This window comes from uncultured Brevundimonas sp. (assembly GCF_963975535.1).
In the GTDB taxonomy this organism is placed as follows: Bacteria; Pseudomonadota; Alphaproteobacteria; order Caulobacterales; family Caulobacteraceae; genus Brevundimonas.
The window spans coordinates 56448-75789 of sequence record NZ_CAXBHE010000003.1; the positions used below are offsets into that span (position 1 = coordinate 56448).

Annotated in this window: 21 protein-coding genes; 3 read left to right on the plus strand and 18 right to left on the minus strand. The window is 69.1% G+C overall.

Going from position 1 to position 19342, the window contains the following annotated elements; all coding sequences use genetic code 11:
• Positions 1-100: 100 nt before the first annotated feature.
• Positions 101-1354, minus strand: a complete 1254-nt coding sequence (locus AACZ75_RS04520) for a sodium:proton antiporter (protein ID WP_339871516.1) — start codon at positions 1352-1354, stop codon at positions 101-103.
• Between the two features lie 139 nt (positions 1355-1493).
• On the opposite strand from AACZ75_RS04520, the gene thrC reads away from it, so the two are divergent.
• Positions 1494-2858 (plus strand): threonine synthase, encoded by a 1365-nt coding sequence (gene thrC, locus AACZ75_RS04525; protein ID WP_339871517.1) that lies wholly within the window; start codon positions 1494-1496, stop codon positions 2856-2858.
• Between the two features lie 57 nt (positions 2859-2915).
• Here thrC and AACZ75_RS04530 read toward each other — a convergent pair whose 3' ends face one another.
• The gene (locus tag AACZ75_RS04530) at positions 2916-3629 is read right to left on the minus strand and encodes a tetratricopeptide repeat protein (protein ID WP_339871518.1); all 714 of its coding nucleotides are present in this window, start codon (positions 3627-3629) and stop codon (positions 2916-2918) included.
• A 3-nt stretch (positions 3630-3632) separates the two neighbouring features.
• Positions 3633-4070, minus strand: a complete 438-nt coding sequence (locus AACZ75_RS04535; RefSeq protein WP_339871519.1) for a hypothetical protein — start codon at positions 4068-4070, stop codon at positions 3633-3635.
• Between the two features lie 187 nt (positions 4071-4257).
• On the opposite strand from AACZ75_RS04535, the gene AACZ75_RS04540 reads away from it, so the two are divergent.
• Both AACZ75_RS04540 and AACZ75_RS04545 read left to right on the plus strand, forming a co-directional pair.
• On the plus strand, positions 4258-4707 hold the full coding sequence (locus AACZ75_RS04540) for a hypothetical protein (RefSeq protein ID WP_339871520.1): 450 nt from the start codon (positions 4258-4260) through the stop codon (positions 4705-4707).
• A gap of 33 nt (positions 4708-4740) precedes the next feature.
• Entirely contained in the window at positions 4741-5022 is a 282-nt protein-coding gene (locus AACZ75_RS04545; protein ID WP_339871521.1) for a hypothetical protein, read from the plus strand.
• A 14-nt stretch (positions 5023-5036) separates the two neighbouring features.
• Here AACZ75_RS04545 and AACZ75_RS04550 read toward each other — a convergent pair whose 3' ends face one another.
• The 15 genes from AACZ75_RS04550 to AACZ75_RS04620 all read right to left on the minus strand — a co-directional run bounded on the left by AACZ75_RS04550 (position 5037) and on the right by AACZ75_RS04620 (position 19335).
• Positions 5037-5978 carry a homoserine kinase gene (locus tag AACZ75_RS04550; RefSeq protein WP_339871522.1) on the minus strand — a complete coding sequence of 314 codons (942 nt, stop codon included), beginning with the start codon at positions 5976-5978 and terminating at the stop codon, positions 5037-5039.
• 3 nt (positions 5979-5981) lie between these two features.
• Positions 5982-7739, minus strand: coding sequence for a homoserine dehydrogenase (locus tag AACZ75_RS04555; protein ID WP_339871523.1), 1758 nt, complete (start codon positions 7737-7739; stop codon positions 5982-5984).
• Positions 7740-8132: 393 nt separating this feature from the next.
• Positions 8133-9233 carry a 3-isopropylmalate dehydrogenase gene (gene leuB, locus AACZ75_RS04560; RefSeq protein ID WP_339871524.1) on the minus strand — a complete coding sequence of 367 codons (1101 nt, stop codon included), beginning with the start codon at positions 9231-9233 and terminating at the stop codon, positions 8133-8135.
• On the minus strand, positions 9230-9823 hold the full coding sequence (gene leuD, locus AACZ75_RS04565) for a 3-isopropylmalate dehydratase small subunit (RefSeq protein ID WP_339871525.1): 594 nt from the start codon (positions 9821-9823) through the stop codon (positions 9230-9232). The genes leuB and leuD overlap by 4 nt, the downstream gene beginning before the upstream one ends.
• Positions 9816-11258: a 3-isopropylmalate dehydratase large subunit gene (gene leuC / locus AACZ75_RS04570; RefSeq protein ID WP_339871527.1), complete on the minus strand. Its 1443-nt coding sequence runs from the start codon at positions 11256-11258 to the stop codon at positions 9816-9818. The genes leuD and leuC overlap by 8 nt, the downstream gene beginning before the upstream one ends.
• Positions 11245-12462: a 2-isopropylmalate synthase gene (locus AACZ75_RS04575; protein WP_339871528.1), complete on the minus strand. Its 1218-nt coding sequence runs from the start codon at positions 12460-12462 to the stop codon at positions 11245-11247. Before AACZ75_RS04575 ends, leuC begins: the two co-directional genes overlap by 14 nt.
• Positions 12459-12725, minus strand: a complete 267-nt coding sequence (locus tag AACZ75_RS04580) for an ACT domain-containing protein (protein WP_339871529.1) — start codon at positions 12723-12725, stop codon at positions 12459-12461. The genes AACZ75_RS04575 and AACZ75_RS04580 overlap by 4 nt, the downstream gene beginning before the upstream one ends.
• The gene (gene ilvG / locus AACZ75_RS04585) at positions 12725-14452 is read right to left on the minus strand and encodes an acetolactate synthase 2 catalytic subunit (protein ID WP_339871530.1); all 1728 of its coding nucleotides are present in this window, start codon (positions 14450-14452) and stop codon (positions 12725-12727) included. Before ilvG ends, AACZ75_RS04580 begins: the two co-directional genes overlap by 1 nt.
• A 25-nt stretch (positions 14453-14477) precedes the next feature.
• Entirely contained in the window at positions 14478-15488 is a 1011-nt protein-coding gene (gene ilvC, locus AACZ75_RS04590) for a ketol-acid reductoisomerase (protein ID WP_339871531.1), read from the minus strand.
• 1 nt (position 15489) lies between these two features.
• Positions 15490-17238, minus strand: coding sequence for a dihydroxy-acid dehydratase (locus tag AACZ75_RS04595; protein ID WP_339871532.1), 1749 nt, complete (start codon positions 17236-17238; stop codon positions 15490-15492).
• A 99-nt stretch (positions 17239-17337) separates the two neighbouring features.
• Positions 17338-17490 carry a hypothetical protein gene (locus AACZ75_RS04600; protein ID WP_339871533.1) on the minus strand — a complete coding sequence of 51 codons (153 nt, stop codon included), beginning with the start codon at positions 17488-17490 and terminating at the stop codon, positions 17338-17340.
• Positions 17491-17644: 154 nt separating this feature from the next.
• Positions 17645-17950, minus strand: a complete 306-nt coding sequence (locus AACZ75_RS04605) for a hypothetical protein (RefSeq protein ID WP_339871534.1) — start codon at positions 17948-17950, stop codon at positions 17645-17647.
• Positions 17951-18022: 72 nt separating this feature from the next.
• The gene (locus tag AACZ75_RS04610) at positions 18023-18484 is read right to left on the minus strand and encodes a hypothetical protein (protein ID WP_339871536.1); all 462 of its coding nucleotides are present in this window, start codon (positions 18482-18484) and stop codon (positions 18023-18025) included.
• 31 nt (positions 18485-18515) lie between these two features.
• Positions 18516-18869 (minus strand): hypothetical protein, encoded by a 354-nt coding sequence (locus tag AACZ75_RS04615; RefSeq protein WP_339871537.1) that lies wholly within the window; start codon positions 18867-18869, stop codon positions 18516-18518.
• A 58-nt stretch (positions 18870-18927) separates the two neighbouring features.
• The gene (locus tag AACZ75_RS04620; protein ID WP_339871538.1) at positions 18928-19335 is read right to left on the minus strand and encodes a helix-turn-helix transcriptional regulator; all 408 of its coding nucleotides are present in this window, start codon (positions 19333-19335) and stop codon (positions 18928-18930) included.
• Positions 19336-19342: the final 7 nt, after the last annotated feature.

A 19342-nucleotide genomic window follows, 5' to 3' on the forward strand; every position in this document is an offset into this window, starting at 1 on the left:
GCGAACTCATGGTTAACAAACACTTACCCCCGACAGCACACCATCTGGCCCGGCGAACGGCGTATTGTCGACCGGCTTCCCCGGTGACGCGAGCGGTGGATCAGGCCGTCTTGCCCCAGCGCTTCAATGCGGGGCCGATACTGCCGCCCTGAACGACGACCGAGAACAGGACCACCATATAGGTCGCGGCCACCAGTACGTCCTTCATCGGGCCCGGGGGCAGGGACAGGGCCAGGGCGATGGAGATACCGCCGCGAAGCCCGCCCCAGACCATGACCGGGAAGGCCTGTTTGAACGGCAGCAGGTTGCGCCAGAACAGCAGCGGCACCCCAACCGTCAGGGAGCGCGCCAGCAGCACCAGCGGAATCGTCAGCAACCCGACGCCCAGAAGGCCGAGGCGCTCGGCCAGGACCACGGCCTCAAGCCCGATCAGCAGGAACAGGACGGCGTTGAGCACCTCGTCGACCAGCACCCAGAATTTCATCAGATAGTCGCGGGTGATGTCGCTCATCGCATAGCTGACACCGTGGTTGCCGATGACCAGGCCGGCCACGGCCATGGCCACCGGGCCACTGAGATGCAGGGCATGGGCGAGGGAGTAGCCGCCCATGACCACGGCAAGGGTGATCAGCACCTCGACCGAATAGTCGTCGATCGCCTTCATCGCCCGATAGGCGATCCAGCCCACCGCCAGGCCGAGGGCGGCCCCGCCAAGGGCCTCGACCAGGAACAACTCACCGGCATGGACCAGCGAGAAGGCGTCGCCGCTGACAGCCGAGGCCAGCAGGATCGAGAACACCACCACCCCGACCCCGTCATTGAACAGACTCTCGCCCGCCACGGTCGCCTGCAGTCGCGGCGTCACCTTGGTTGTCTTCAGCACCGCCATGACCGCGACCGGATCGGTCGGGCTGATCAGGGCCCCGAAGACGAAACACCAGGCCAGGGGGACGTCGATCCCCACCAACCGGGTCAGGACGGCAAAACCGGCCCCGACCAGCAGGGTCGACACGACGATCCCGAAGGTGCTGAGGATGCCGATCTGCCAGCCACCACGCTTCAGCTGGGCGATGTCGACATGCATGGCCCCGGCGAACAGCAGGAACGACAGCATGCCGTTCATCAGGGTTTCGTGGAAATCAATGTCGCCGAGGAATTCACTGACCGATTCCGACAGCCGGCTCTGGGGCAGGACGAAGTCGATGGCGATGACGGCGATCGAGGCCAGGGCCCCCATCACGGTCAGGGCCACGGTCGTGGGCAGCTTCAGATAGCGGTTATTGAGCCAGCCCAGAATGGCCGAGAGCACGATCAATATCGCGGCGGCGTCGAAGGGAGACAGGGCACTGATCATGGGAAATCCTGCGGACGGGATCGAGGCCGGCAGGCAGGCATAGCCTGCGTTCCTGCCCACGGCCAAGGTCTAACGCAGGCTGGCGCGATTCGCGTTGGACGGCGGCCGGTCGTGTGCCCTAGGCTGGCTCCCTCCCGCCATGAAATACATCAGCACCCGGGGCCAGGCGCCCACCGTCGATTTCGCCCAGGCGATGCTGTCCGGCCTTGCGCCGGACGGTGGCCTGTATCTGCCCGAAACCTGGCCCGCGGCCGACCCTGAACTGGCCCGTTCGGGGGTCCCGTATGCGAGCGTTGCCCGGTCGGTCCTGACCACCTTTGCCGGAACGTCCCTGCCCGCCGGCACCCTCGATGCGGCGGTGGCGCGGCTGGTCGACCGGTTCCGCCATCAGGCCGTGACACCGCTGGTCCAGCTGGACGCCGGCCTGTGGCTGCTGGAGCTGTTCCACGGACCGACCGCGGCCTTCAAGGACCTGGCCATGCAGCTGGCGGCATCGCTGATGGACGCCGCCCTGGCCGGGACCGGCGACCGGCTGACCCTGGTCACGGCCACCAGTGGCGACACCGGAGCCGCCGCCGTGCGCGCCTTTGCCGGGGCCGACCGCATCCGTCTGATCGTGCTGCATCCCGAAGGTCGGGTCTCGCCGGTGCAGCGGCTACAGATGACCACGGTCGCGGCCGACAACGTCACCAACCTGGCGGTACGCGGCGATTTCGACGACTGCCAGCGACTGGTGAAGGGTCTGCTGGCCGACGAATCGCTGCGGGCGCTGGGGCCGCTGAGCTCGGTCAATTCGATCAACTGGGCCCGTCTGGCCGGACAGATCCCCTACTATGTGACGGCCGGGGCGGCCCTGGCCGGAGCAGCCCCGCGCTTCGTCGTGCCGACCGGCAATTTCGGCGATGCCTTCGCCGGCTGGGCCGCGCGCCGCATGGGGGCGAACGTCGGCGGCCTGGTGGCGGCGGTGAACAGCAATGACGCCCTGGCCCGGGTGCTGGCCGAGGGCGTCTACAGCCGCCGCACCACGATCGAGACCCACAGCGTCAGCATGGACGTCCAGGCCCCGTCCAATTTCGAACGTCTGGTGTTCGAGGCCACGGACCGTGACCCGGACCGCACCCGCACCGTGTTCGAGACCTTCGCCCGTGACGGCACGGTGACCCTTGACGATGACCTGCTGTCCCGGCTGCGGGCCGAGGTTTCGGCTGAAACCGTCAGCGAGGCCGAGACCCGGACCGAGATCGCCCACGCCTGGTCGGCATACGGCCAGATCATCTGCCCACACACGGCGGTGGCCCTGGCGGCGGCACGACGACAGGACCTGTCCGCAGGCCCGGTCGTGGCCCTGTCGACCGCGCATCCGGCCAAATTCCCCGACGTGGTATCCGGGGCCCTTGGTTTCGAACCGCGGCGGCCGTCGGTGCTGGAGGGGCTGGAGGGGCGACCTGAATACTGTCGGGCGGTCGAACCCACGCTGGCGGCGGTGCGGGCGGCGCTGGACTGACCCGATGATCTCCGGCCCGTCCAACCCGTCCGCGGGGTCCCCACCCCGAACCAATGGTCAGTCGCAGTCCTGATAATCGGAGGCGCGGCAGCGGTCGGCCATTTCGGTGGCCCGCGTGATCTGTTCGGGGTTCATATCCTGCACCAGCCCGGCTGCGGATCCGGCCGCACCTTCGTGACCCGCCGAGGCCGCCAGGCTGAACCACATATGGCTGCGTGTGAGATCCGGAGCCACCCCGTCCCCGTTGCCGTAGACAACGCCGAGATTGTGCATGCCCTCAGCGACGCCGCGCCGCGCGGCGACCCGGAACCAGTGCCTTGCCGCGTCCGGATCGCGGGCAACGCCTCGCCCCAGGTAATACTGCATCCCCAGATGACCGGCCGCTTCCGGGTGCCCGGCTTCCGCGGCCCTCCGCATCCAGCGCGTGGCTTCGGCCTCATCCGGATCGACGCCCCGGCCCAGATGATAGAATTGGCCCAGCTTGCGCTGGGCCTCCACATGACCCGCCTCGGCGGCGATCCGGACCCAGCGCACAGCTTCGGCATCGTCCCGCGCGACGCCCTGCCCGGTGGCATAGAGCATCGACAGGAAGTGGGCGGCCTCGGCGTTACCGGTACGGGCCAGCGGCGCCCAGAGGCCATAGGCGGTGGTGAAGTCACCGCGCCGGGCGGCCTCAACACCGCTTAGGAGGGGATCCTCCGACTGGGCGAGGGCTGACCCGCCGGACAACCCGATCAGAACGGCGGCCAGCGCGACAAGGCCCGGGCGCATGCCTCACCGCCCGCCGGTGGGGTCCGCGATACGTTGGCAGGAGCCTTCACCCCAGGTTCGCGCATTGCTGTCCAGACGCGAATAGGTCTGGCGCAGCGTGCGCAGGTTTATGGTGTTGGTATAGCCGCGCCGCCCGACCAGCCTCACCTCGTCGCCCGAGGCGGTGCAGGTGTTGAAATCGATCAGGGTGCAGATATCCGTGTCCCACTGCGGCGGGGTCGCGCCATTGAGCCGCTGCCATCCGGCCGGGCTGGTGCGCACGCGGATGGTCGCGGTCTCCTGCCGCGTCGGCTGGCCGGGTCGCGACGTGGCGGTCGGCGGTCCCGCATAAAAGCTGGTCCGGCATTGCAGAAAGGTCCAGCCGGACTGGGCCGAGGCCGCAGCGGGAGCCAGCCCTGCCGCGAGCGTAGCTGCGACGATGAGAAGAACGGGACGTGGCATGGGTCGCTCCTTTTCGGTGCCGGGCACGCGATCAGGCCCGTCGGTCATTCCCGACGCTGACCGACTGTTGCCGATCCTGGAAGGCGCGGGCGACGGGGTCATCCTGTGAATTTTGACAGCTTTTGCCCCGAAGGGGCGTCGCTAGGCTGACGGACATCCGGGCTTCGGCAGCCCCCCGCAGGAGCCCATGCTCATGATAACCCTGTCCCGAACGCTCGCCCTCACGACGGTGGCCGCCGCCCTGCTGGGCCTGTCCGGCTGGACCAGCGCACCACCGCCGGTCCTCGTGTCGGCTCCGGCCGTGACCCAGGTGTCCTGCAGCGAACTGACCCGCCGGATGAGCGATACCGCCGAACTGGCGCTGGAAATGGATGAGGTCTGCGCCGCCGGCGACAGCGCCGAATGCGGCGAGCTGGCCCAGTGGGTGGTGTGCGAATTCAATCTCAATGTCCCGGACGACACCCAGTGCCGAAACACCCGGATCGTCCGCGACATGTCCCAGATCCTGAACGTGGTCGGCAACCGCGTCGACCAGTTGAACCGGCTGCAGTCGCGCGGCCAGTTCTTCAATGTCGCCCAGGTCAGCGACCGGCAGCGCGCCCGAGTCTGCACCCAGGCCGGCGCGGCCAATTATTAAGCCCGCGAACGCCGTGACATAGAAGGAGACGCCATGAGCCGTACAACCCTTGCCGCCGCCGCTGTCTGTGCCTCTCTGCTGGCGCTGTCCGCCGGGAGCGCGAGCGCCCAGTCCCTCGACTTCAGCGCGAGGGGCGACTCCGCCAACGAAGCCTGCATGAGAGCCAAGAACGAGGCCCGTCGGCAACTTCGCAACGCTGACCGCTCGGTGCAGCGCTTCGGATCCTGCGATTGCCGCCGGGACCGGGACAGGTCCGGTGCCCAGTTGCGGACATGGCGTTGTACGGTCGACGCCTATTACACGCGGCGTGACTGAGGGACGGCAATCCGTCAGGCAACGACCGCACGCCAGTAGTCGAGTCGACGCAGGAAGGGGGCCGGGTCCTTGGCCGTGACCAGGGCGTCCGGGGCGGCCAGCAAGCGGTCATGCAGCCGGGTCAGGGTGAAGCGCACCACCGCCCGCGCACCCAGGTCCGGCAAGGCCGCGCGCTCGGCCGGGCTGAGCGGGCGGACGGATTCATAGCCGGCCAGGAAGGCGGCGATGGCAGGCGGGTTGGCCCCGCCCGTCGCGTCAAACGCCCAGGCGTTGAGGGCTATGGCCAGGTCATAGGCCAGCGTGTCGACACAGGCGAAATAGAAGTCGATGACGCCACTGACCGCACCGTTCAGAAACAGGACATTGTCCGGGAAATAGTCAGCATGAACAGGGCCCTGCGGCAACTTTCTAAGTGATTGCTCGATCGTGCCGGCCAGTTCCCGCTCGAGCCGTTGGAGCATGCGCCGGTCCTCGCCCCCGGCCACCGTGGCGCAGCGGTCGGCCAGCGCGCGCCAGGCTGCCGGACCCACGGGATTGGCACGCTGTCCGTCGAAATCCGTCGCCGCCATGTGCAGCTGCGCCAGGGCCTGTCCGGCCGTGTGCTGATCGTCGAGACCAGGGGTTCTGAGCCAGTCGCCCTCGCGCCACTCAATGATTGACGCGAGTCGTCCGTTCAGTCGACCGGTCCAGTGGCCCGCCCGGTCCGGCATCGGCCGGGGGGCCGGATAGCCACGATCCGCCAGGTGCTCGGTCAGGCCGAGACAGAACGGCAGGGCGTCGGCCCGGGTCCGGTGTTCGAACAGGGTCAGGACGAAGCGGCCCGACGTGGTCTGCAGCCGATAGTTGGTGTTCTCGACCCCCTCGGCGATCGGGGTCAGCGCCTCAAGTCGGCCCAGGTCGTAGGCCCCGAGATAGGTCCCGGCCTCGGCTTCAGAGACCGGCGTGAACACCGCCATGCGTCAGATACCGATCAGGCGGGCGCGGGCGCGCACGAGGTCGGCGACGTCGGCCAGCACGCTCTCGCTCGTGGCCCAGCGGCCTGCGCCGCGTCCGCGACACGTCCAGACCGTTCCGTCCTCACCATAGACCTTCAAGGCATTGCCCTCCCCGCGCAGGGACAGGAAGAGCGGATCGGACCTGTCGGCGTCAAGCCGAACCTGGGCCTCCAATCCCCCGACGACCTGGCGGCAGCTCCCGATCTGGCGCACACCGACGGCTGGTCGCCGGTCGGCCGACAGGGCGGCGCGCGGGATGGCGGCCTCGTCGGGCGCGGAGCCGAAGGCCTCGAAGGCCAGCAACCGGATCTTGGCCGCGGCATCATGACCCTCCACGTCCGACGACGGGTCTTCCTCGGCGAACCCGGCCACGCGGGCTTCCGTCAGAGCCTCATCGAACGAGGCTCCGCCGTCGAGCCGTTCCAGCATGAAGTTGACGGTGCCGTTGAGGACCGCCTCGAAGCCCACGACCGGCCCCGCCGCCAGCGCCTGCTGCAGGGTCTCGATCATCGGCGCGCCGCCGCCGACGGCGGCCGAATAGCAGAGCCGCGCGCCATGGGCCGCAGCCAGCGCCTTGAGCCCGGCAGGGTCCTGGCTGATCGCCTGTTTGTTGGCGCTGACCACGTCGACGCCGCGCTCCAGCGCCGCCCGGATCAGGGCATGACCGGCGTCGGCCTCGGACAGGATTTCCAGCAGCATGTCCGGGCGAGCCGCGAGCAGAACCGCCGGGTCGGCGGTGAAGCGATCGGCGATGGCGGCGAAGTCGACGCCGGGCACATCGCGCACCCGGGCCGGGTCCCGAACCAGCACACCGGTGATCTCGAAACGCGGGTCGGGCAGCAGACGGCTCAGAACACCGGCCCCCACCACACCACAGCCGGCGACGGCGACGCGGATGGGCGGCAGGGCCGTGGCCGGGACCGGGGCTTCGCAGCGGGCCCCGATCCGCGTCGGACGTACGCCGCCGAGGCCGGCGATCTCGATCTCGACCCCGCGTTCCTCGCCCATGTCGATCGCGTCGCGCTGGACCAGCACCCCACCGACCGCGCGCGCCACCGCCCAGGAGGCCTGGCTGTATCGCAGCGGTTCCCCGGCCGCGCCGGACGGGTCGCGGTCGTAGAGTCCGTCGACATCCTTGATCAGGCGAACGTGGTCCAGCCCCAGTTCCGCGGCGACAAACAGGGCCGTCAGGTCGGAACCACCGCGCCCGAGCAGGGCCGTGCGGCCATTGTCGAGCAGGGCCCCGAAGCCGGGCACGATCACCGCCTGATGGGTAGCAAGCGCGCGCAACAGGGCGGCGGTGTCGAGGCGTTCTGGATGGGCGTGCTGGCTGGGCCCCGAGGCGCGGATGCCCAGTTCGCGCACCGACAGGGACACGGCGTCGACGCCGATCCGGTCACAGGCGATGGCGGTGAAGGCGGCGGCCGCCTCCTCGCCTTGGGCGACATAGGCGGGCAGCAGGCCGTTGTCGTGATCGAGGCCCAGCGCCCGCGCCTCGGCCAGCAGCCGGTCGGTCTGGCCGGCGAAGGCCGAGACCACGGCCACCACCCGGCGACCGGCGCGGACATGGCGATAGATTTCCGACGCCACAGCCGGAGCCCGGGTCGGGTCGCGCAGCACCGAACTGCCGAATTTCAGCACCACCACACGCTCCGCGGCGGGACAGGGTTCGGGCGCAAGGGCGACGGGTTCGGGGCGGGCAAGGACGGCGAGGTGGGGCATGTCAGGGGTCCGGTCGATCGGGGAGGCAGGGAGCCGGGACAAGAAAAAACCCCGCCCGGGGATCCGGGCGGGGTTGGGTCTCAGCGGCTTGAAGTGAATGCGCGCTAGCCTGTCCCCGCCCGTGGCGTGGTCATGGTGATCATGGAGGGGGTCATGCCGAGGTCGCTGCCGGACACGCAGCCGCACGCGCCCGAACGGACGGTGGCGGCGCGGCGGGTGAGCAGGGCGAGGGGCACGGGGCGGCGGTCCGATAGCGGAATGGGACCGCCACGGTGGGCCCGGGGCGTGCGGCGCGTCAAGGGCCGCGCGCACGAATAGCGCCCGGACAGGGTCACGGGGGCACCCCAAGCGGTCATTTTTGTCACCCTGGTGCTCTTCACCGGTCGGATATCCCTAGGCCCAGTGCATCTGCACACGATGCGCCGCGGCCCAGTGGATGGCCTTGATCGCGTCGATGATGGCCCGCGCCGCGGCCCGGGTGCCCAGTTCACCGCCCAGGTCAGCCGTGGTCGCGCCGGCGGCAAGGACCGCGGCCACAGCCGCCTCGATCGAGTCGGCCTCGTCCTCCAGCTTCAGGCTGTGGCGCAGCAGCAGGGCCGCCGACAGAACCATGCCGACGGGGTTGGCCAGATCCTGACCGGCGATGTCGGGGGCCGAGCCGTGGATCGGTTCAAACAGACCGGGACCACCGGCACCCAGCGAGGCCGACGGCAGCAGGCCGATCGATCCGCCCAGCACCGAAATCTCGTCCGACAATATGTCGCCGAACATGTTCTCGGTCAGGATGACGTCATAGTCGCGCGGCTTGCGGATCAGATGCATGGCCATGGAGTCGACCAGGGCGTGCTCCAGCGAGACCTGGGAGAATTCCGCGGCATGGATGCGGGTCACCACCTCGCGCCACAGGCGGCCGGTCTCCATCACATTGGCCTTGTCGACCGACGTGACCTTGCCGCGCCGCTGCAGCGCCGTTTGGAAGGCGGCCCGGGCGACGCGCTCGATCTCGTCGACGCTGTAGATGCACAGATCCGAGGCCATGGTGTCGGTGCGGGTCTTGTCGCCGAAATAGATGCCGCCGGTCAGTTCGCGGAACACGATCAGGTCGACACCCTCGACGATTTCGCGCTTCAGGGGCGAGCGATGGGCCATGACCGGCGAGACCTGCAGCGGGCGCAGGTTGGCGTACAGGCCCATGGCCTTGCGCAGCCCCAGCAGCCCCTCCTCCGGCCGGCGCTGGCCGCCGTCCCACCGCGGGCCGCCGACGGCCCCCAGCAGCACGGCGTCGGCGGCGATACAGGCGGCGCGGGTCGCCTCGGGCAGCGGATCGCCGGTGGCGTCGATGGCCGCCCCGCCGATCAGGTGTTCGGTGAAGGCGAAGGTGTGACCGTAGAAGTCGCCGATCACGGTCAGGACCTCGACGGCTGCGGCGGTGACCTCGGGACCGACGCCGTCGCCGGGCAGGACGACGACGTTGAAGGTGCGGGGAGTGATCATGTGACGGGTTCCGATGCGGACTGATGTTCAAAGGCTTCGATGGCGGCCAGGTGCTTCTGCAGCCAGCCGAGGGGGTCGACGCCGTCCAGCAGGCAGTGGCGGGCGAAGGGTTCGACGGTGAAGGGCACGGCCGCGTGGTTGCCGCGCCGCAGTTCGCCGGCCTCGAGATCGAGGGTCACCGGCTGGTCCGGATTGGCGACCAGATCGTCCCAGGTGGCGGCATCGACCACGACCGGCAGCAGGCCGTTCTTCAGGGCGTTGGAGGTGAAGATGTCGGCGATCCCGGTCGAGATCACCGCGCGGAAACCGTAGTCCAGCAGGGCCCAGGGCGCGTGCTCGCGCGAGGAGCCGCAGCCGAAATTGGCCCCGGCGACGAGGATGCGTTGTTCGCTCGGGACGATGCGGTTCAGCACCGCCTCGGGCCGGGGCGTACCGTCGGTCTCATAGCGCCAGTCATGAAAGGCGTGGACGCCCAGACCCTCGCGCGAGGTGGTGGTCAGGAAACGCGCGGGGATGATCTGGTCGGTGTCGATATTGGTCTGGCTCAGCACCAGGGTGCGCGAGGTCAGGACCTTGAACGGATCAGACATGTTCGGCTCCCGACGGCGCGCGCGCGGCGCGCGCCTGCAGATAGACGCGCGGGTCCGTCAGGACCCCGGCGACGGCGCTGGCCGCGGCGGTCGCCGGGCTGGCGAGAATGGTGCGCGCCCCCTTGCCCTGACGGCCCTCGAAATTGCGATTGGAGGTCGAGACGGCCAGCTGGCCCGGACCGACGACGTCGCCGTTCATGGCGATACACATCGAACAGCCCGGGATGCGCCATTCAGCCCCGGCTTCGATGAAGACCCGGTCCAGCCCCTCGGCCTCGGCGTCACGGCGCACGGCCTCGGAGCCGGGCACCACCAGCATGCGCACGCCCGATTTGACCCGGCGACCGCGCAGCACCTCGGCGGCGGCACGCAGATCCGGCAGACGGCCGTTGGTGCAGCTGCCGATGAAGACGACGTCGACCGGCCGGGTCGTGGTCGTCTCGCCGGCGGTGAAGCCCATATAGGCCAGGGCCTTGCGGTCGCTGTCCGATCCCGGTTGCGGCACGGGCGATCCGATCGGCGACCCGGCGTCGGGGGTGGTGCCCCAGGTGGCCATCGGCGTGATGGCCGCGCCGTCCAGCCGGATCTCCCTGTCGAACAGCGCGCCGGGGTCGCCGGCCAGACTCAGCCAGTCGGCCGCCGCGGCATCAAGGGCGGCACCCGCGGGCACGTGACGTCGGCCGCGCAGCCAGGCGATGGTCGTGGCGTCGGGGGCGATCATGCCGGCCCGGGCCCCGGCCTCGATCGACATGTTGCACAGGGTCATCCGCCCCTCCATGTCGAGGCCGCGCACCGCCTCGCCGGCGTATTCGATGACGAAGCCGGTGCCGCCGCCGAAGCCCAGGGCGGCGATGACGGCCAGGGCCACATCCTTGCCCGAGACGCCGGGCTGCAGCCTGCCGTCGACAGTGACGCGCAGGGCTTTGGGCTTGCGCTGCATCAGGCATTGGGTGGCCAGCACATGGCCGACCTCGGAGGTGCCGATGCCGAAGGCCAGGGCCCCGAAGGCCCCGTGAGTGGCCGTGTGGCTGTCGCCACAGACCACAGTCATGCCCGGCCGGGTCAGGCCCAATTCGGGACCCATAACATGGACCACGCCGCGATCCTCACTGTCCCAGCCGGCCAGGACGATGCCGTGGCGGGCGCAGTTCTGTTCCAGCCGGCGGACCTGGGCCTCGGCCTCGGGCGTGACGTAGGGCCGGGTCCCGTCGGCCCCGGCCGGCAGGGTGGGGGTCGAATGGTCGAGAGTGGCAAAGGTCCGGTCGGGACGGCGCACGGTCAGGCCACGCGCCTCGATGTCGCTGAAGGCCTGGGGGCTGGTGACCTCGTGCACCAGATGCAGATCGACATACATGACGCCGGGCGTGTCATCGGTCTCGGCCACGACGACGTGGCGGTTCCAGACCTTGTCGAACAGGGTTTCAGGCCGCCGCATGACTGCAGTCCTCCACCCGGGTGGCGCGGCAGATGGCGATCAGTTCCGCGTCATTGATCTCGCCGATCTGGTCGGCGCGCTGCTTGAAGGCGGCGAAGGCCCCGGCCAGATGCGGGCCCACCAGAGGATGGCCCAGCACCTCGGCGCGTTTGGCCAGGGCATGGCGGCCGGAATGCTTGCCCAGCACGAAGAAGCTGCCCTCGAATCCAACGTCCTCGGGCCGCATGATTTCATAGGTGCGGGCGTCGGCCAGCATGCCGTGCTGGTGGATACCCGCCTCATGGGCGAAGGCGTTGATGCCGACGATCGCCTTGTTGCGGACCACCGGCGTGTGGGTGACCTCGCTCAGCAGGCGGCTGGTGCGGACCAGCTGGGTGGCGTCGACGCCGGTGGTGACGCCGAAATGGTCGGCGCGGGTGCGCAGGGCCATGACCACCTCCTCGACCGAGGCATTGCCGGCGCGTTCGCCGATACCGTTGATCGCCCCCTCGAACTGACGCGCGCCGGCCTCGATCGCCGACAGGGTATTGGCCACGGCCAGGCCCAGATCGTCATGGCAGTGGGCCGAAAAGACCACGTGCGGAAAGCGCGGCCGCAGGGCCGCGATCAGGTCGCGGAAGCGGACGGTGACCTCGCCCGGCGTGGCATAGCCGACGGTGTCGGGCACGTTCAGGGTCCCGGCACCGGCCTCGGCCGCAGCGGCCAGCACCTCGGCCAGGAAGGCGGGTTCCGTGCGGAAGGCGTCCTCGGCCGAGAATTCGACGTCGTCGAAACGGCTGCGGGCATAGGCGACCGCCCGGACCACCGCGGTCAGAACCTCGTCGGTGCTCATGCGCAATTTGGCCGAGCGGTGGATCGGGCTGGTGCCCAGAAAGACATGGCAACGACTCCTGGGTGCATCGCGCAGGGCCCGCCACGCCGCGTCGATGTCAAACTCGGACGACCGGGCCAGCGAGCAGAAGACCGGCCCCTCGACCTCGCCGACGACGCGGCGCACCGCCTCCTCGTCGCCGGGCGAGGCGGCCGCGAAACCGGCCTCGACCACATCGACCTTCAGGGCCGCCAGCACATGGCCCAGCCGCACCTTGTCGTCGGCCGACATGGAGAAGCCCGGGGCCTGTTCGCCGTCGCGCATGGTGGTGTCGAAGACGATGACGCGATCGGTGGGGGGGCCGGCTACGGCGGGTTCAGGCGCGTCGGTCATGCCGCCACCCCGGTCTGAAAGGTTTGAACCGTGCCGGACGAGGCGATCCGGGTCGCCCCGATCATCCGGTCGATCTGTCGGCCCAGGATCTCGACGCAACGGCCGGAGTCCCGGCCCCGGACCTGCAGCTGCAGGTGGCGCATCGCCCCCTCGCCCGCCAGGGTCATGCCGTCGATATGGAAGCCGCGACGCTCGATGAGACCGATCAGACGCTGCAGCGATCCCTCGGCGTGGTCGATCTGGATATGCAGGATGTCGGTCATCAGATTTCACCTTCAAAATTCATCGTGCCGTGCATCATCTCGGCGTTGTTCCGGCCCGGCGGCACGAGCGGCCAGACATTGGCTTTCGGGTCGATCAGGACGTGGGCGAGGCAGGGACCCGGCGCGGCCAGCAGGCGCTGGATTCCGGCAGAGACATCCGCGCGCCGGTCAATCCGGAAGGCCTCGATGCCGAAGGCCTGGGCCACGGCGACGAAGTCCGGATTGTCGGACAGGTCGACCTCGGAATAGTTCTGGTTGAAGAACAGCTCCTGCCACTGGCGCACCAGACCCAGGGAGCTGTTGTCCAGCAGGACGATCTTCAGGGCGATATCGTAGCGGCGCAGGGTCGCCAGCTCCTGGATGTTCATCATGAAGCTGCCGTCGCCGGAGACGGTGACGACGTGGGCCGAAGGGTTGGCCATCTTGGCCCCCAGTCCGGCGGGCAGGCCGTAACCCATCGCCCCCAGGCCGCCCGAACTCAGATGGGCCTGGGGTCGCGAGAAGGCGCAGTGCTGGGCCACCCACATCTGGTGCTGGCCGACGTCGCAGGCGGCGATGAAGTCATCCCCGGCGGCCCGCGACAGTTCGTTCAGCAGGGCGGGCGCATAAACCCCCTCGCCCGGCGCGTCATAGCGGAAGGCGTGGCGGCGGGCATTCGAGGCGCAGCGGATCACCCACGGGTCGATCGCCAGCGGGGCCGTGGCCATGCGCGCGGCCACGGTCGCGATGCCCTCGCGCATCGGGCCGACGACGGCGACATGCACCGGACGCAACTTGCCGATCTCGGCCGGGTCGATGTCGAAATGGACGACCCGGGCGTGGGGGGCGAATTCGGTCAGCTTGCCGGTGGCCCGGTCGTCGAAGCGTGCGCCCAGCACGATCAGCAGGTCGCTGTCCTGAACCGCCTCATTGGCGGCGCGGGTCCCGTGCATGCCCAGCATGCCCAGAAATCCGGGCGCGTCGGTACGCAGTGACCCCAGGGCGTTCAGGGTCGAGACCGAAGGGATGCCGGTGTGATCGGCCAGGTCGCGCAGGGCCTCGACCGCCCCGGCGATCTTCACCCCGCCACCGATATAGATCAGCGGTCGCTCGGCAGCGCGGATCAGGGCCTCGGCCTCGGCGATGGCCCCGTGATCCAGCGGCGTCACCGCGTTCGGGGTGTTGAATCCAGAATTATCAGCGGTCAGGCCGACCTGGATGTCCTTGGGCAGGTCGACCAGCACCGGTCCGGGACGACCCGAGCGGGCGACATGGAAAGCCTCCTCGATAATGGCCGGAATGTCGGCCGGATCGCGGACGACCCAGCTGTGCTTCACGATCGGCAGGGTGACTCCCAGGATGTCGATTTCCTGGAAGGCATCCGTGCCCATCACCGCGGTCGAGACATTGCCGGTGATACAGACCAGCGGCACGGAATCCATCATGGCGTTGGCGATGCCGGTGACCAGGTTTGTGGCCCCCGGCCCCGAGGTCGCCAGACAGACTCCGGGCTTTCCGGTGACCCGGGCCCAGGCGTCGGCGGCGAAGGCGGCACCCTGTTCGTGGCGCACCAGAATATGCTTCAGCGACGAGCCGGTCAGGGCATCGTAGACCGGCATGATGGCCCCGCCCGGATAGCCGAACACCACCTCGACCCCCAGCCGCTCCAGGGTGGAGACGAGCAGCTGCGCCCCGCTACGGGGAGCGGGGGTCGGTGCGGCGTGCAGGGCGGGCGCGGCGGCGCTCATCATCTTGGTCCGGTCAACTCTCTGGTCAGGCCGCTTCAGCGGTCTCGGGGGCGTGCAGCCAGGCCATGCGCTCACGCAGGCCGGCGCCGACGATCTCGATGGGATGGTCGCTGTCGGCCTTGACCAGGGCGTCATACCGGCCCTTGCCGGCCGCGTTCTCGGCGATCCATTCGCGGGCGAACTGGCCCGACTGGATCTCGCCCAGGACCTCCCTCATCCGGGCGCGGGTCTCATCGTTGATCACGCGCGGACCCGAGGCGACCGAACCCCATTTGGCGGTCTCGGAGATGAATGCGTTCATCCTGGTGATGCCGCCCTCGTAGAACAGGTCGACGATCAGCTTCAGCTCGTGCAGGCATTCGAAATAGGCGATCTCGGGCTGGTAGCCGGCCTCGACCAGGGTGGTGAAACCGCCCATGACCAGCTCCTTGGCCCCGCCGCACAGCACAGCCTGTTCGCCGAACAGGTCGGTTTCGGTCTCTTCCCTGAAGCTGGTTTCCAGCAGGCCGCCGGTCGCGCCGCCGATGCCTTTCGCATAGCCCATGGCCCGGTCGCGGGCCTTGCCGGTGGCGTCCTGACCGACGGCGAACAGGGCGGGGACCCCACGACCGCGGGCGAACTCGCGCCGCACCAGATCGCCTGGCCCCTTGGGGGCGACCAGGATGACGTCCATGTCCTCGCGCGGGGTGACGCGGTCGTACAGGATCGAGAATCCGTGGGCGAACAGGATGGCCGAACCCGGCCTGGCATTGGGGGCGATGATGTCGCGATAGATGTCGGCCTGGGCCATGTCGGGCGTCAGGATGGCGATGATGTCCGCCCCCCTGACCGCCTCGGCCGGCTCGGCCGTGGCGATGCCGTCGGCGGTGGCGTTCGTCCAGCCCTTGCCGCCATGCCGGACACCGGCGATCACATCGTGGCCGCTGTCCTGCAGGTTCCGGGCATGGGCCCGGCCCTGGGAGCCGTAGCCGATGACGGCGATTCGCTGGCCGGCGATGGCTCCGGGGCGGATGTCGGCGTTCGTGTAGATCTGCATCTCAGGCGTCCTCATGGGCTTTTGTGTCGACCGGCATCGGGGTGTCCCGGGTCTGGGCCGGCGGTGGATTGGGAATGGTGACGGCCCCCTGGGCGGCCGAGGCGACCGAGGCGGCGTATTTGGCGAAGACGCCGCGTGCCGGGCGGGCACGGTTGGGGACGAAGCCCGCCCGGCGAACCGCCAGATCGGCGCTGACGTCGATCCGGCGGTTGGTGACGTCGATCGTGATCCGGTCGCCATCGCGCACCAGGGCGATGGGGCCGCCGACGGCGGCCTCGGGCGACACATGGCCGGCGACGAAGCCGTAGCTGGCTCCGGAGAACCGGCCGTCGGTGATCAGGGCGACGTTGTTAATGCCGCGCCCCTTCAGGGCAGCGGTGACCTGCAGCATCTCGCGCATGCCGGGACCGCCACGCGGGCCCTCGTAGCGGATGACGATGACGTCGCCCTCGCCGACCGCCCCGTCCTGGACGGCCTGGAAGGCGTCCTCCTCGGATTCGAACACGCAGGCGGGACCCTCGAAACGATCGACGGCATGTCCGGTCAGCTTGATGACCGCGCCGTCGGGAGCCAGATCGCCATAGATGACGGCATAGGAACCGCGCGGACTGACCGGGGTTTCGACCGTGGCGACCACCTGCTGCTGCGGCGTCTCCTCGGCCTCGGCGGCCTCGGCGAACAGGCTTCGGCCGCTGACGGTCGGGGCGTTGTGCAGCCTGCCGGCCGCGGCCAGCCGCTGCGTCACCAGTCGGGTGCCGCCGGCGGCATACAGGTGGCTGGCCAGGAACCGCCCCCCCGGCTTCAGGTCGCAGATGACCGGGGTCGCCTCACACGCCGTGTTGCAGTCCTCGACCCCGAACTCGACCCCCGCCTCGGCCGCGATGGCGGTCAGGTGCAGGACGGCATTGGTCGACCCGCCGCTGGCCGAAACGGCGGCGGCGGCGTTCTGCAGCGATCGGCGGGTGATGTATTTGCGCGCATGGTCACCGGCGAAGACCCGCTCGACCACCAGTCGGCCACAGCGCTCGCCCTCGGCCGCCTTGCCCGGATCGACGGCGGGGACGTCGTTGGCCCCCATCGGCGACAGACCCATGACCGACAGGGCCATGGCCATGGTGTTGGCGGTGAACTGGCCACCACACGCTCCGGCTCCGGGGCAGGCGGCGGTCTCGACGGCCTTCAGACCCGCGTCGTCCAGGGCTCCGGCGGCATGAGCCCCTATGGCCTCGAACACCTCCTGGATCGAGAATTCGCGCTCGCCGATCCGGCCCGGCAGGATGGTGCCGCCGTAGTAGACCAGGCCGGGGATATCCATCCGGGCCAGGGCCATGGCCGCGGCCGGGATGGTCTTGTCGCAGCCGACGATACAGATGACGCCGTCCAGCTGGTGGCCCTCGATCGCCAGCTCGATCGAGTCGGCAATGACCTCGCGACTGATCAGCGAGGCTTTCATTCCCTTGGTACCCATCGAGATGCCGTCGGTGACGACGATGGTGTTGAAGTCGACCGGCCAGCCGCCGGCGGTGATGATGCCGGCGCGTACATCTGCGGCCAGCCGGTCCAGATGCATGTTGCAGGGGGTGACCGTCGACCAGGTGTTGACGATGCCGATCATCGGCTTGTCAAAGTCGGCGTCGGCCATGCCCGCGGCCCGCAGATAGCTGCGCGCAGCGGCCCGGCCGGGCCCGCGCGTGACGGCATGGCTGCGCCACTCGGGCGCGGCACTTGTCGGGGTGAAATCTTGCGTCATGGGTCGGTTCGGTTCCGGATAAATCCGGACCGCACGCACAAAAAACCCCGCTTCCAGTTGGAAGCGGGGGCTGCGAGCGATCCAGTTAGGGTCTGGGTCTCAGGTCGCGTTCAGCCACACCGCTCCGGAGAGCAGTACGAGAATAAGCCCGAGAGTAATGGTGTTCAGAGACAGAACCGCGATGTCCACGCGCGGCAGGGCGATCGCCCCGGGGGCGGTCCTGCGGTCAGCGATGCGAACAACGTCGGTCAAGTGACGGCTCCTGAGTAGTGACCCACCTAAACAGATATTGATGCGCCGCACAATGCGTTTTGGATGATTTATGCCGATCCCAACCAAACCCACGACCAAATCGGCAAATTTCACCCGTCACGATTTTCACGATCAGCGCGGATATCCCGCGGGCTCAGGCGGCCACCCGGGCGGCGACCCGGGCCAGGGTACGGGCGGCGATCGGCAGCCTCTCGTCCGTCAGACTGCGTCCGATCCAGAGCTGAAGATTGCGCGCGGCGAGGACGTCGCGACCGTCGGATCGCTCCCCGCCCGCGATGCTCTCGGCCAGGACCTCGGCGATGAGCACGGCCTCGTGGTCGCTGCGCGGACGATGCGCGAGGATCAGCCGCTCCGCGCGATCATAGGCGTCATCGCCGGTCTCAGAGTCGGCCAGATCCAGCCACAGGCGCGTGGCGGATTCAAAACTCATCGAGGACATGGGAGCGCTCCGCGCACGACCGATCAGGGACCGGTCCGGGTTGAAGGATTGCAGGGTCGCGAGGACCGGAACTCAGGCGAGTGCGCGGGGCTGCCCGCTCTCGTAGCGACGGGCCAGGGGAGCCTCGACTGCACCGGCGACCAGGGCCAGAAGGATACCGGCGCTGATCAGCCAGCGCAGCGTCACATAGGCCCGCCACAGGATCGAGGCATCGAGCATGGCGGCGAAATGCGACAGGAAGCCCAGCAGGGCGAAGGCCGCCGCGCCGCGAACCCACCAGCGGGGGCAGCGCAAGGCCAGACCATAGAAGGCGGCGAACAGAAGTCCGTCGGCAATCATCACCCCCCCGGTCACCCGGCCCCAGAAATACTGGTCGACCAGACCGCTGGCCACAAAATTGGCGAGGACCAGCAGGACGCCCGTGCGTTCGGGCCGGTCCCCCCGCCACCAGGCCAGGCCGCAGATCACAAAGGTCACTGCCCAGTAGATCGCCTGGGCCGGGGTCTCCACCAGGGGCAGAATGTCTAGAAGCATGGGCCTGTGGTCGGCGCATGGGGCACACCCGTCAAGCGACCCGGTGGAGCCGTTGCGGCAGCAATGGCACGTCACCGTCGTCGGGCGGGGGCTTGGTCTCGGGCCCGCCGCAGCGACTGGCCCAGTCTATACGCATCGCCCGCGCGTCACGGGCCAGTCGCCGGTGGGCGCGCACCAGCCGGTCCCGGGACCGCGCGATCAGCGGCAGCGCGGCCATGACGTCGCCCAGCGCTTCCTGGCCGACAACGGCGCTGATACCGTGCCTGATGCGGCCCCGCGCCATGTCCGCGCCCAGGTCGCACACGGCCGCCACCGCCACGTCCACCGCCTGTTCCGCCGTGCGAAGCCGCTCGGCCAGATCACGTCCGAACTGATCCTGATCCATGAGTCCCGCCTCCAGCGCCGGACGAGTCCGGCCGATCACAGGTCGGTTGCGCGGTCGCCTACAGCAGGCGGTAGCCAAACAGCAGGAGGAAGATCAGGATCACCAGGGCCCCCAGAACCGCGAAGGCCCCGATGATGGCCGACGTGTTCACTCCGCCCGACGGGGGCGGCCGGTAGAGGCCCGGAGGGTGATCCGGAACACCTCCAGCACCGACGGGCTCAGCTGAACCGGACGTCGCCGGGCTCGCCATCGGGGTCGATACCCATAGGGGTTTTTCCCCTAGTCTGAGCCGCGCCGCGCGCCGCGAACTGACGCCCAGACGGCGCATCGCTTCCGAGATGTGCAAGCTGACGGTCTTGGGCGAAATGCCGAGCGCCCGGGCCATTTCCTTGTCGGTCATATTGGCCGACAGGCGCAGGCACTCCTCCTGGCGCGGGGTCAGCGGCGTCGGACGATCGTCCCGCAAGTCCTGT

Excerpts from the sequence above, each read along its gene's own strand:
- AACZ75_RS04550 (WP_339871522.1), bottom strand. The coding sequence starts at position 5,978 with ATGGCGGTGTTCACGCCGGTCTCTGAAGCCGAGGCCGGGACCTATCTC.
- AACZ75_RS04575 (WP_339871528.1), bottom strand. The coding sequence starts at position 12,462 with ATGACCGACGCGCCTGAACCCGCCGTAGCCGGCCCCCCCACCGATCGC.
- AACZ75_RS04520 (WP_339871516.1), bottom strand. The coding sequence starts at position 1,354 with ATGATCAGTGCCCTGTCTCCCTTCGACGCCGCCGCGATATTGATCGTG.
- AACZ75_RS04610 (WP_339871536.1), bottom strand. The coding sequence starts at position 18,484 with ATGCTTCTAGACATTCTGCCCCTGGTGGAGACCCCGGCCCAGGCGATC.
- thrC (WP_339871517.1), top strand. The coding sequence starts at position 1,494 with ATGAAATACATCAGCACCCGGGGCCAGGCGCCCACCGTCGATTTCGCC.
- ilvC (WP_339871531.1), bottom strand. The coding sequence starts at position 15,488 with ATGCAGATCTACACGAACGCCGACATCCGCCCCGGAGCCATCGCCGGC.
- AACZ75_RS04615 (WP_339871537.1), bottom strand. The coding sequence starts at position 18,869 with ATGGATCAGGATCAGTTCGGACGTGATCTGGCCGAGCGGCTTCGCACG.
- AACZ75_RS04555 (WP_339871523.1), bottom strand. The coding sequence starts at position 7,739 with ATGCCCCACCTCGCCGTCCTTGCCCGCCCCGAACCCGTCGCCCTTGCG.
- AACZ75_RS04580 (WP_339871529.1), bottom strand. The coding sequence starts at position 12,725 with ATGACCGACATCCTGCATATCCAGATCGACCACGCCGAGGGATCGCTG.
- AACZ75_RS04535 (WP_339871519.1), bottom strand. The coding sequence starts at position 4,070 with ATGCCACGTCCCGTTCTTCTCATCGTCGCAGCTACGCTCGCGGCAGGG.
- AACZ75_RS04605 (WP_339871534.1), bottom strand. The coding sequence starts at position 17,950 with ATGTCCTCGATGAGTTTTGAATCCGCCACGCGCCTGTGGCTGGATCTG.
- AACZ75_RS04545 (WP_339871521.1), top strand. The coding sequence starts at position 4,741 with ATGAGCCGTACAACCCTTGCCGCCGCCGCTGTCTGTGCCTCTCTGCTG.
- ilvG (WP_339871530.1), bottom strand. The coding sequence starts at position 14,452 with ATGAGCGCCGCCGCGCCCGCCCTGCACGCCGCACCGACCCCCGCTCCC.
- leuB (WP_339871524.1), bottom strand. The coding sequence starts at position 9,233 with ATGATCACTCCCCGCACCTTCAACGTCGTCGTCCTGCCCGGCGACGGC.
- leuC (WP_339871527.1), bottom strand. The coding sequence starts at position 11,258 with ATGCGGCGGCCTGAAACCCTGTTCGACAAGGTCTGGAACCGCCACGTC.
- leuD (WP_339871525.1), bottom strand. The coding sequence starts at position 9,823 with ATGTCTGATCCGTTCAAGGTCCTGACCTCGCGCACCCTGGTGCTGAGC.
- AACZ75_RS04530 (WP_339871518.1), bottom strand. The coding sequence starts at position 3,629 with ATGCGCCCGGGCCTTGTCGCGCTGGCCGCCGTTCTGATCGGGTTGTCC.
- AACZ75_RS04595 (WP_339871532.1), bottom strand. The coding sequence starts at position 17,238 with ATGACGCAAGATTTCACCCCGACAAGTGCCGCGCCCGAGTGGCGCAGC.
- AACZ75_RS04540 (WP_339871520.1), top strand. The coding sequence starts at position 4,258 with ATGCTCATGATAACCCTGTCCCGAACGCTCGCCCTCACGACGGTGGCC.